Source organism: Pseudomonas sp. BP01 (assembly GCF_022760795.1).
In the GTDB taxonomy this organism is placed as follows: Bacteria; Pseudomonadota; Gammaproteobacteria; order Pseudomonadales; family Pseudomonadaceae; genus Aquipseudomonas; species Aquipseudomonas putida_Q.
Genome location: NZ_JAFBKA010000039.1, coordinates 28620 through 40104 on the forward strand (window position 1 = coordinate 28620; position 11485 = coordinate 40104).

At 63.5% G+C, this 11485-nt stretch carries 8 protein-coding genes; 5 read left to right on the top strand and 3 right to left on the bottom strand.

What is annotated here, in order from left to right; translation table 11 throughout:
- Window positions 1-35 precede the first annotated feature (35 nt).
- The 4 genes from JOY50_RS25340 to JOY50_RS25355 all read left to right on the top strand — a co-directional run bounded on the left by JOY50_RS25340 (window position 36) and on the right by JOY50_RS25355 (window position 6484).
- Window positions 36-1112 carry a YCF48-related protein gene (locus tag JOY50_RS25340; RefSeq protein ID WP_132845872.1) on the top strand — a complete coding sequence of 359 codons (1077 nt, stop codon included), beginning with the start codon at window positions 36-38 and terminating at the stop codon, window positions 1110-1112.
- A gap of 30 nt (window positions 1113-1142) precedes the next feature.
- A complete protein-coding gene (locus JOY50_RS25345; protein WP_132845874.1) occupies window positions 1143-3668 on the top strand; it encodes an RND family transporter in 2526 nt (841 codons plus the stop codon).
- A gap of 45 nt (window positions 3669-3713) precedes the next feature.
- Complete coding sequence (locus JOY50_RS25350) at window positions 3714-5354, top strand: fatty acid--CoA ligase (RefSeq protein ID WP_243056041.1); 1641 nt, start codon at window positions 3714-3716, stop codon at window positions 5352-5354.
- Window positions 5355-5416: 62 nt separating this feature from the next.
- Window positions 5417-6484, top strand: a complete 1068-nt coding sequence (locus JOY50_RS25355; protein WP_132845879.1) for a 3-keto-5-aminohexanoate cleavage protein — start codon at window positions 5417-5419, stop codon at window positions 6482-6484.
- A gap of 227 nt (window positions 6485-6711) precedes the next feature.
- On the opposite strand, the gene JOY50_RS25360 is transcribed toward JOY50_RS25355, so the two are convergent.
- The 3 genes from JOY50_RS25360 to JOY50_RS25370 form a co-directional block, all read right to left on the bottom strand.
- Entirely contained in the window at window positions 6712-7026 is a 315-nt protein-coding gene (locus JOY50_RS25360) for a DNA-binding transcriptional regulator (protein ID WP_132845881.1), read from the bottom strand.
- On the bottom strand, window positions 7013-7333 hold the full coding sequence (locus tag JOY50_RS25365; RefSeq protein ID WP_192902514.1) for a transcriptional regulator: 321 nt from the start codon (window positions 7331-7333) through the stop codon (window positions 7013-7015). Before JOY50_RS25365 ends, JOY50_RS25360 begins: the two co-directional genes overlap by 14 nt.
- Window positions 7334-7520: 187 nt before the next feature.
- On the bottom strand, window positions 7521-8804 hold the full coding sequence (locus JOY50_RS25370) for an arsenic transporter (RefSeq protein WP_243056042.1): 1284 nt from the start codon (window positions 8802-8804) through the stop codon (window positions 7521-7523).
- 289 nt (window positions 8805-9093) lie between these two features.
- Between JOY50_RS25370 and JOY50_RS25375 the strand changes: the two genes are divergently transcribed.
- Window positions 9094-11334 (top strand): TonB-dependent siderophore receptor, encoded by a 2241-nt coding sequence (locus JOY50_RS25375; RefSeq protein ID WP_132845885.1) that lies wholly within the window; start codon window positions 9094-9096, stop codon window positions 11332-11334.
- Window positions 11335-11485: the final 151 nt, after the last annotated feature.

Genomic DNA, 11485 nt, shown 5'->3' on the forward strand with positions numbered 1-11485 from the left:
AAGTGGTCGCCGTCGGGTATTGCAGAGGATGTGGCATGGCTTCTTTGAACAAGTATGCGCGGTGGGCGCTGGCAATCACGCTCGCCCTGGGCGGCACCTGCGGTGTGGTCCAGGCGGCTTATGTCGATGTGCTGGACCAGCCGGCCGAGCCTAGCGTGCTCGCGGTGCACAGCGCCCTGCGCGATGTGGTGCGGGCCGGTGAGCGGCTGGTCGCGGTGGGGGCCCGTGGCCACATCGTGTATTCCGACAACCAGGGCCAGGATTGGCGCCAGGCCAGTGTGCCGGTGAGCGCCGACCTCAATGCCCTGACGTTTCCAACCCCTCAGGAGGGTTGGGCGGTAGGCAACGATGGTGTGGTGCTGCACAGCCGTGATGGCGGTGTGAACTGGGCGGTGCAGCTCGATGGCCGGAAGATCGGTGCACTGGTCACGGCCCATTACCGGTCCTTGGCACAGGCCCACCCCGACGATGAGCAATGGCCGCAGTTCGCCGCCGAAGGCCAGCGCCTGGAGCAAGAGGGCGCCGACAAGCCGTTTCTGGGTGTGTGGTTCACCGACGCCCGGCACGGCTACGTAGTGGGTGTGTTCAACCTGATCTTGCGCACCGACGATGGCGGCGAAAACTGGGTGCCGATGCAGGACCGAACCGACAATCCCCAAGGCCTGCATCTCAATGCCATCCGTGCGGTCGGCGATGACGTTTATGTGGCGGGTGAGCAGGGCCTGCTGCTCAAGTGGAACGCCCGGCAGCAGCGCTTCGTCGCCTTGTCTGGCCCTTACCAGGGCACCTGGTTCGGCATTCTCGGCAGGCCTGGCGAAGTGCTCGTCTATGGCCTGCGTGGCCATGTGGCACGCAGCCTCGACGGCGGCCAGAGCTGGACCAAGGTGGACACCGGGCTGGGCCAGAGCATCACCGCCGCCAGCCTCGACAGCAGTGGTGACTACTGGCTGTTCAGCCAGGCCGGGCATGTGCTGCGCAGCCACGACGGCGGCCAGAGCTTCGCCCTGCAACCGCAGGTGCCGCTGGCACCCGTGGCGGCAGCCCTGCAGACCCGCGGCAACGGCACTGTGCTGGTAGGTGAGCGCGGCGTGCGCGTGCTGCCAGCCCGCTAAGACCCACAAGTATTCCAAGAGAGCCTCGTGATGGCCAACATCAAGCAAGACACCATGCCGGTGATCCGCCACCTGCGGGATTTCGATCCACGTTCCGGCAACCTGCTCGAACGCATGGTCTTCAACTATCGCCCGCTGTTCATGCTGTTCATGGTGCTGGCCACGCTGGTGCTCGGCTATGTGGCTGTCACCCGCCTGGAACTGCGGCCCAGCTTTGAAAAAATGATCCCGCAGAGCCAGCCCTACATCCAGAATTACCTGGACAACCGCAAGGCGCTGCGCGGCCTGGGCAACTCGGTGCGGGTGGTGGTGGAGAACACCCAGGGCGATATCTTCGACCCCGAATACCTGGACGTGCTGAAAAAGATCAACGACGAGCTGTTCCTTGCCCAGGGCGTCGACCGTGCCTGGATGAAGTCGTTGTGGAGCCCGGGCGTGCGCTGGACCGAGGTCACTGAAGAGGGCTTTCAGGGCGGTGCGGTGATGCCCGATGACTACCAGGGCAAGCCGGCCGACATCGAGCAGTTACGCCAGAACATCAACCGAGCCGGCATTGTCGGCAGCCTGGTGGCGACCGACTTCAAGTCCAGCATGCTGGTGGTGCCGCTGCTCGACCACGACCTGGCCAGCGGGCGCGGTATCGATTACCGGCAGTTCTCGCAGATGCTCGAACAGCATTTGCGCGACCAGTACGAATACGGCGGTGACAGCAAGGCGCGCGCGTCTGGCAAGGAAGGCGAGGGCAAGTACAAGGTGCGGGTCATCGGGTTTGCCAAGCTGATGGGCGACCTGATCGACGGCCTGATCCAGGTAATGATGTTCTTCGCCCTGGCGGTGGTCACCTCGCTGGTGATCATCTTCCTGTACACCCGCTGCGTGCGCAGTACCCTCTTGGTGGTGTTCTGCTCCCTGGCGGCGGTGGTATGGCAGTTGGGCATTGTCGGTTGGCTGGGCTATGCCATCGACCCGTACTCGATCCTGGTGCCGTTCCTGATCTTCGCCATCGGCGTGTCGCACGCGGCGCAGAAGATGAATGGCATCATGCAGGACATCGGCCGTGGCACCCACAAGCTGGTGGCGGCGCGCTATACCTTCCGCCGCCTGTTCGTGGCCGGGGTTACGGCGCTGCTGGCGGACGCCGTGGGCTTTGCCGTGCTGATGCTGATCGACATTCCGGTGATCAAGGACCTGGCGATCACCGCCAGCATCGGCGTGGCGGTACTGATCTTCACCTCGCTGCTGTTGATTCCGGTGTCGCTGTCTTACGTTGGCGTTGGCCGCAAGGCATCCGAACGTGCCTTGCGCATTGACCAGCGCGCCGCCGAGCACCGGGGCTTTGGCAAGCTGTGGGACGCCCTCGACCGCTTTACCACGCGCAAGTGGGCCACCGGCGCGGTGCTGGTGGCCACGTTGCTGGGCCTGGGCGGGTTCTGGGTGAGCCTGCAGCTGAAGATCGGCGACCTCGACAGTGGCGCGCCGGAGCTGCGCGCCGATTCGCGCTACAACCGTGACAACGCCTACATCACTAGCCACTACGCGTTGTCCAGCGACCTGTTCGCGGTGATGATCAAGACCCCGCCGGAAGGCTGCCTGAGCTACAAGACGCTGATCCTCGCCGACCGCCTGGCCTGGCAGTTGCAGCAGTACCCTGGCGTGCAGACCACGGTGTCGCTGGTCAACGCCGTGCGCCAGATCACCGCAGGCTCCTTCGAAGGCAACCCGAAGATGAGCAGCCTGCAGCGCAACCAGGACATGCTCAACTACGCCGCCCAGCAGGCCTCGGTCAACGCCCCGGAGCTGTTCAACACCGATTGCTCGATGATGCCGGTGATCGCCTACCTCAAGGACCACAAGGCCCAGACCCTGGACGACGTGGTGGCCATCGCCGACCGCTTCGCCCGCGAAAACAGCAGCCCCGACCGCCAGTTCCTGCTGGCCGCCGGCAGCGCCGGTATCGAAGCCGCCACCAACATCGTGGTGCGCGAAGCCAACCGCACCATGCTGCTGTTCGTCTACCTGGCGGTCACGCTGTTCTGCCTGATCACCTTCCGCAGCTGGCGCGCGACCTTGGTGGCGCTGCTGCCTCTGGTGCTGACTTCAGTTCTGTGCGAAGCGCTGATGGTGGCCATGGGCATTGGCGTGAAAGTGGCCACATTGCCGGTGATCGCCCTGGGCGTTGGCATCGGCGTGGACTACGCGCTGTACCTGCTCAGTGTGCAGCTGCACTACCAGCGGCAGGGCCGCACCCTGGGCGAGGCCTACCAGAACGCCGTGGCCTTCACCGGCCGGGTGGTCGGGCTGGTGGGTATCACCCTGGCTGCCGGGGTGGTCGCCTGGGGGTGGTCGCCGATCAAGTTCCAGGCCGACATGGGCATCCTGCTGACCTTCATGTTCCTCTGGAACATGCTCGGCGCACTGCTGCTGATCCCGGCCCTGTCGTACTTCCTGCTGCCGGACAAGCGCTTTGTCGCGGCGGCCCCCGCGCCCTGCGAAGCCGAACCGCAGCCCTGTGACAGCGCCCAGGTACCGCGCGCGCAAGCGCGGGTGCAGGCGTAGTCAGGTTTTTTAGTCGAATCGAATATGGATACTGGGAACAACGTCATGGCCAAGACAAAAATAATGCCGCCAGCAGCCGGCGCCTATGCCTACCCCTTGCTGATCAAACGCCTGCTGATGTCGGGTGTGCGGCACCAGCCGGACCAGCAGATCGTCTACGCCGACACGCTGCGCTACAGCTACCGCGAGCTCGAGCAGCGGGTGCGGCGCCTGGCCAACGTGCTGCGCGCGGCCGGCGTGCAGGCCGGTGACACTGTCGCGCTGCTGGACTGGGACAGCCACCGTTCGCTGGAATGCTTCTTCGCCGTGCCGATGATTGGCGCGGTGCTGCACACAGTGAACATTCGCCTGTCGCCGGAGCAGGTGGCCTACACCATGAACCACGCCGGGGATGATCTGGTGCTGGTGCATGACGACTTCGTGCCGCTGCTGGAGCAGCTGCGCGGCCAGCTGGGCACGGTCAAAGGCTACCTGCAACTGGCGGACGGGGAGGCTGCGGCCACGTCGCTGCCGGTGCTCGGCGAGTACGAAGCGCTGCTGGATGCAGCCAGCCCCGAGGCCGAGTTCGAGGACTTCGACGAGCAGTCGGTGGCCACGCTGTTCTACACCACCGGCACCACCGGCAACCCCAAGGGGGTGTACTTCTCGCACCGCCAGCTGGTGCTGCACACCCTTAACCAGTTAGGCACCTTCGCCGCCTACGACGGCCAGCCGTTGCTGCGTTCCAGCGACGTGTACATGCCGATCACCCCGATGTTCCATGTGCACGCCTGGGGCGTGCCCTACACGGCCACGATGCTGGGCATCAAGCAGGTGTATCCGGGCCGCTACGAGCCGGACAAGCTGGTGCGCCTGTACCGCGATGAGGGGGTGACGTTCTCCCACTGCGTACCCACCTTGCTGCAAATGATGCTCGACAGCGAGCAAAGCCGGCACACCGATTTCAGCCGCTGGAAGATCCTGCTCGGCGGCAGCGCGCTTACCCACGGCCTGGCGCGCCAGGCCAGCGAGCGCGGCATGCTGATCTTCAGCGGTTACGGCATGTCGGAAACCTGCCCGCTGCTGACCTTGACCCACCTGCGCGACGAAGACCTTGCCTTGCCCATGGGCGAGCAGGTAGCGCAGCGGATCAAGACCGGCGCCCCGGTGGCGATGGTCGACCTGCGCATCGTCGATGCGGCGGGCGTCGAGGTGGCCCACGACGGTGAGTCGCTGGGCGAGATCGTGGTGCGTTCGCCGTGGCTGACCCAGGGTTACCTGCACGAGCCGGAAAAGGGTGCCGAACTGTGGCAGGACGGCTGGCTGCACACCGGCGACATGGGCTCGATCGACCGCCACGGGGTGCTGGAGATCAAGGACCGCATCAAGGACGTGATCAAGACCGGCGGTGAATGGATCAGCTCGCTGGCGCTGGAGAACCTGATCAGCCAGCACGCGGCGGTCAATGCCGTGGCGGTGGTGGGCATTCCCGACGAGCACTGGGGCGAGCGGCCGATTGCGCTGGTGGTGTGCATGCCGGGTGGCAGCCTCGACCAGGTAGGGCTCGAAGCGCACCTGAAGCAGTTTGTAGAGAGTGGCCAGATCAACAAGTGGGCGATTCCGCGCCAGGTGCACTTCGTGGCGGACATCCCCAAGACCAGTGTCGGCAAGATCAACAAGAAGCTGATCCGCGAGATGCATTGCTGAAACCCAACAGCCGTCGGTCTGTACCGACACCTTTCCAACAATCACAATATAAGGAACACCCCATGAACTTCCTTGATGGCCACCTGTTCACCGAGAACCAGCAGCCGTTGATCATCACCGCAGCGCCCTATGCGCCTTCCTGGGTGCCGTCCGACTTCCCCGAGGACATTCCGGTGACCATGGCCGAGCAAGTACAGAAGGCCGTGGATTGCTACAACGCCGGTGCCACGGTGCTGCACCTGCATGTGCGCGAGCTGGATGGCAAGGGCTCCAAGCGCCTGTCCAAGTTCAACGAGTTGATTGCCGGTGTGCGTGAAGCGGTACCGGAAATGATCATCCAGGTGGGTGGCTCGATCAGCTTTGCCCCTGAGACCGAAGGCGCTGCGGCCAAGTGGCTGAGCGACGATACTCGCCACATGCTGGCCGAGCTCGACCCCAAGCCCGATCAGGTCACGGTGACGGTCAACACCTCGCAGATGAACGTGGTCGAGCACTGGGGCTACCAGGATGTGCGCGGGACTTCGATGGAAGACCCGGCGGTGTATGAGGCCTACAAGGAAATGACCGTGCCCGCGCAGCCCGGCTGGGTCGAGGAGCACGTGCGCCGCCTTAGCGCCGCCGGTATCCAGAGCGCCTTCCAGTGCTACAACCTGAACAGTTTCGAGTCGGTCGAGCGCCTGATGCGCCGTGGCATCTACAAAGGCCCGCTGGTGATGAACTGGGTGGCCATCGGCGGCGGCATGGACGTGCCGAATATCTACAGCCTGGCCAACATCGTGCGGGCCGTGCCGGACGGCGCCGTGCTCACCGTGGAAAGCTCGATGCGCAACGTGCTGCCAATCAACATGATGGGCATCGCCATGGGCCTGCACGTGCGCTGCGGCATCGAGGACAACCTGTGGAACCAGAGGCAGACCGAGAAGATGTCCACGGTGCAGCAGATCGAGCAACTGGTGCGCATTTCGCGCGAGTTCGGTCGGCCGATCGCCACCGCCAAAGAGGCTCGTGAAATCAGCAAGATCGGCGTGTTCTACGACACCGTCGAAGAGAGCCTGCAGGCCAATGGTTTCGCGCCCAACCGCAATGGTGGCCAGCAAGGCTTCCTGCGCAAGACGGCTGAAGCCGTGTAATCCCCGCCACGTTTGACGTGATCCTCCGCAGGGCGGCCGTGCTGGCAGCCCTGTGGGCATCCGGCTCGATCCACAACAAGGATAATGGTTGGAGAAAGGCTTGGCGCTGGCGGAAGCTGTGCTCCAAGGGTTGGAGCTAGGTTGAGTGATGCTCGGCAGGGCCGCAGAAGCGGCCCATTTCACGTTTCGCAGTAGGGTTCGAAGGCCGCAGTAACCCTCAGGCCACGTTAGCGCGATTGGAGAACTTCGCGAAATACATCCGGGCGTGAGGCGGCAATTTGCAATAGAGATCGCGCCGCGCCAGACGGTAGGCGCCTACCTTGCTCCCATTCCTGAAGCGTGCGCACCGAAACTCCAAGCATTTCGGCAAATCTTGACTGGGAAAGCCCCGTTTTGCTCCTTGCCTCGGCGGCCTCGGTCACCTCAACCTGATGTGTTGCACCATAGCGGCCAGCCTTCACGTCGCGTATGGCCTCCAGGAGTTCTTCACCAATGTTACGGTTGGCGTCGCGCAGCATCAGCTCTTTCTCAGTCAGGGGCATGGTTGAGCTCCTTTGCAATCTTGCGCAGCACGTGCGCGGGTATATTTTCGGTAGCGCTCTTGCAGTAAATGAGCAAAACGACCAGTGCGCCATTGGCGAGGTGGGCCGTGTAAATCACCCGCAGTGCTCCCCGCTTGCCTTTACTATCCAGGCTCCAGCGCACCTTGCGGCATCCTCCTGAACCGGGGATCACAGACCCGGCATCAGGATCATTCGCAAGGTAGGACATGAATGCTCCGTGCTCGTCTTCAGTCCAGTAATCAGGCCATTGTCTTGAAAAAAGTGGCGCTTCAATGATTGTCAGCATACTGCATCCCTACGTCTTTGACGTAGGAATTTTGCGTTTCTCGGCTGGTATACGAAAGTGGGAGGTTGTATCGAGTGGTTGCTGTTAAGCCCGTTCGCTGTGACATCGGCGGGGCCGCTGTGTGCGGCCCATCGCAGGCAAGCCAGCACCTGCAGCGGCCGTGCAAGCCTGCAGCTGCTCGGCAACCTCAAAAACTCAACCAAAGTGCCAGGGCCGCCAAGGTCGCCAGCAACACCGGCACGGTCAGCAGTACGCCGACCTTGAAGTAATACCCCCAGCCGATCACCACCCCTTTGCGCGCCAGCACGTGCAGCCACAGCAACGTGGCCAGGCTGCCGATCGGGGTGATCTTCGGCCCCAGGTCGCAGCCGATGACATTGGCGTAGATCATCGCCTCGCGCACCACGCCCTGGGCTTCGCTGGCATGGATCGACAAGGCGCCGATCAGCACACTGGGCAGGTTGTTCATCAGCGATGAGAGCAGCGCCGCAATCAGCCCGGTGCCCAGCGTAGCCGCCCACAGCCCATGCCCGGCGAGCCAGTCCAGTACCCCGGCAAGGGCGTCGGTCAGGCCGGCATTGCGCAGCCCGTACACCACCAGGTACATCCCCAGCGAGAACACCACGATCTGCCAGGGCGCTTCGCGTAGCACGCGGCGGGTGGCAATCACGTGGCCGCGGGCGGCGACGGCGAACAGCACGGCGGCGCAGGCCGAGGCCACGGCGCTGACCGGGATGCCCAGCGGCTCCAGCACGAACAGCGCGGCCAGCAACACAACCAGTACCACCCAGCCCGCACGGAACGTGGCGCGATCGCGCACTGCCAGGGCAGGCAAATGCAGGTCGTCGGTGGCGTACCGCAGCGGGATGTCGCGGCGAAAATACAGCCACAGCACCAGCAGCGTGGCCGTGACCGCCACCAGGTTCACCGGCACCATCACGGCGGCGTAGGCGTTGAAGCCGAGCCCGAAGTAGTCCGCCGACACGATATTCACCAGGTTCGATACCACCAGCGGCAGGCTGGCGGTGTCGGCGATGAAACCGGCGCCCATCACGAAGGCAAGGGTTGCCGTGGGGGAAAAGCGCAGCGCCAGCAGCATCGACATGACGATGGGCGTCAGGATCAACGCTGCCCCGTCGTTGGCGAACAGCGCGGATACCGCTGCCCCCAGCAGCACCATGAAGGCAAACAGGCGACGCCCGTCGCCTCGGGCCCAACGCGCCACATGCAGCGCCGTCCAGGCGAAGAAACCGGCTTCGTCCAGTAACAGGCTGATGACGATCAGGGCGATGAAGGTGGCGGTGGCGTTCCAGATGATCGCCCAGACGGTGGGGATATCGTGCAGTGACACCACGCCGCACAGCAAAGCCAGGACCGCACCAAGGGTGGCGCTCCAGCCGACGCCGAGGCCTTTGGGTTGCCAGATGACCAGGGTCAGGGTGAACAGGAAAATCAGTGCGGCTGGGAGCATGAACAGGTGGCTCGGGTCAGGAGAGGGCAAGTGTAGCCAGTGCAGGAAGCAATTACTTCAGGGTGGCGTTCTTTCCGTGCAAGCGGGAAGGCAGCGCTCTGCCACGCGGTTCAGCAAAGTTCCGTTACAAACATGTAAACTTCGTAAATACGATTTACTCTCATTTGCGATTCCCTATATTTACCACCCCTGTTGGCCACCAGACTGTGTTTGCGAGGCCGGTGGGCGAGGGCTCCCGGTTTCCGACAGGGATGTGCCGTTTCGCTCATGAATCGCAGGAGATGTACCCATGCAGTGCAGAACTTCACCCAACAGCCTGGCCTTGGCGTTCGTCGCACTGGCGTCACCGGCCATGGTGGCCACCGGGGCCCAGGCTGAAGAGCAGCGCACGGGTGAGGTGCTGGAAGTGCCGGTTGCCGACAACGCGCTAGTGATTCAGGACACCCTGATCACCGCCGAGCGCGAGGCGCGCCAGGCCTTGGGTTCGTCGATCATCACCGCCGACGACATCAAGCGCCATCCACCGGCCAATGACCTGTCCGATATCATCCGCCGCGAGCCCGGCGTCAACCTGACCGGCAACAGCGCCAGCGGCGCACGCGGCAACAACCGCCAGATCGACCTGCGCGGCATGGGCCCGGAAAACACCCTGATCCTCATCGACGGCAAGCCCTCCAGCGCACGCAATGCGGTGCGTTATGGCTGGAACGGTGACCGTGATACCCGGGGTGAAACCAACTGGGTGCCCGCCGAGGCAGTCGAGCGTATCGAGATCTTGCGTGGCCCGGCCGCCGCTCGCTACGGCTCCGGCGCCATGGGCGGGGTGGTGAATATCATCACCAAACGCCCCACCGACGAGCTCAAGGGCAGCGTCAGCCTGTTCACCCAGTTGCCGGAGGACAGTGCCGAGGGTGCCAGCCGCCGCGCCAACTTCAACCTCGGTGGCGGCCTCACCGATAACCTTGGTTTCCGCCTGTTCGGCGGCCTGGCCAAGACTGACGCCGACGACCTGGATATCAACGCCACCCACGCCAACAGCGCGCTGGTTGCCGGGCGTGAGGGTGTGCGCAACAAGGACATCAACGGCCTGCTCAGCTGGAAGCTGAACGACGAGCACCGCTTCGAAGCCAGTGCAGGCTACAGCCGCCAGGGCAATATCTACGCTGGCGACACCATGAACAGCAACGGCGGCAGCGACGTCGCACTTATTTCCAGCCTGTATGGCCACGAAACCAACGTCATGCAGCGCAGCACTTACGACCTGACCCACCTGGGCGACTTCACCTGGGGTACCAGCAAGACCACCCTGGCTTACGAATACGTGCGCAACTGGCGCCTCAACGAGGGCTTGGCCGGTGGCCCGGAAGGGGCGATCAACGACAGCGGCGCGGCGATGTCGCGGTTGCGCAACACGCGTTTGAACAGTGAGGTCAACTTGCCGTTCGCCGTGGGCAGCACCGAGCATGTGCTGACCCTGGGGGGGGAGTACCTGTACGAGTCGCTCAACGACCAGGGCTCGTTCCGTCCGCAGAGCTTCGACCCGAGTGGGTCGGGCAATGACGCGATCAGCGGTTTCGACCGCAGCGAATCGAAGATGACCGCCAAAAGTTACGCCTTGTTCGTCGAGGACAATATCGTCATCGGCGACACGACGGTGACGCCTGGCTTGCGTTTTGACCATCACGAGATGTTTGGCGACAACTTCAGCCCCAGCCTGAACCTGTCGCACAAGCTCACCGAGGCGCTGTCGGTCAAAGGCGGCATTGCTCGCGCCTACAAGGTGCCGAACCTGTACCAGTCCAACCCCAACTACCTGCTCTATAGCCGCGGCCAAGGCTGTAGTGTGGAGCAGACCAACTCCGGTGGCTGCTACCTGCAGGGTAACGCCGACCTCAAGCCGGAGATCAGCGTCAACAAGGAGATTGGCCTGCTGTACGACCGCGGCACCTGGCGTACCAGCGCCACCTACTTCCGCAATGACTACAAGAACAAGATCATCGGCGGTACCGATGTGCTCTATGCCATCAACAGCGGCCGCCGCGTGACCGAATGGCAAAACGCCGGCAAGGCGCGGGTGGAAGGCATCGAAGGCAACTTCTTCATCGAGCTGACGCCGACCCTGGACTGGAACACCAACCTGACCTGGATGCTGGACAACGACAATCGCGAGACCGGCGAACCGCTGTCGGTGATCCCGGAGTACACCGTCAACACCACCCTCGACTGGCGCGCCACCGAGCAGCTGTCGTTCCAGGTGGCGGGTACTTACTTCGGTAAACAGAAGTCGCCGACCTACAACTACCGCACCCAGGAAAACTACGACCAGGCCGCGCAGCAGGACGTCGAGGCCTATGGCCTGGTGGACGTGAGCGCCGGGTACAAGTTCAACGCCAACTACGACGTGCGGGTGGGGGTGAACAACGTGTTCGACAAGCAGATCCTGCGTGGCGGCAACGCCAGCAGTTCGGGGGCCAACACGTATAACCAGCCGGGCAGGGCGGTGTTTGCTGCGCTGAATATCAACTTCTGATCCAAGGGGCCGCTATGCGGCCCAATCGCCGGCAAGCCAGCTCCCACATGTCCCGCACAGCCCTTGAACCCTGTGCGGGACCTGTGGGAGCTGGCTTGCCGGCGATTGGGCTGCGCGGCAGCCCTGGCCTCATCACCGGACCTCAAGGAAC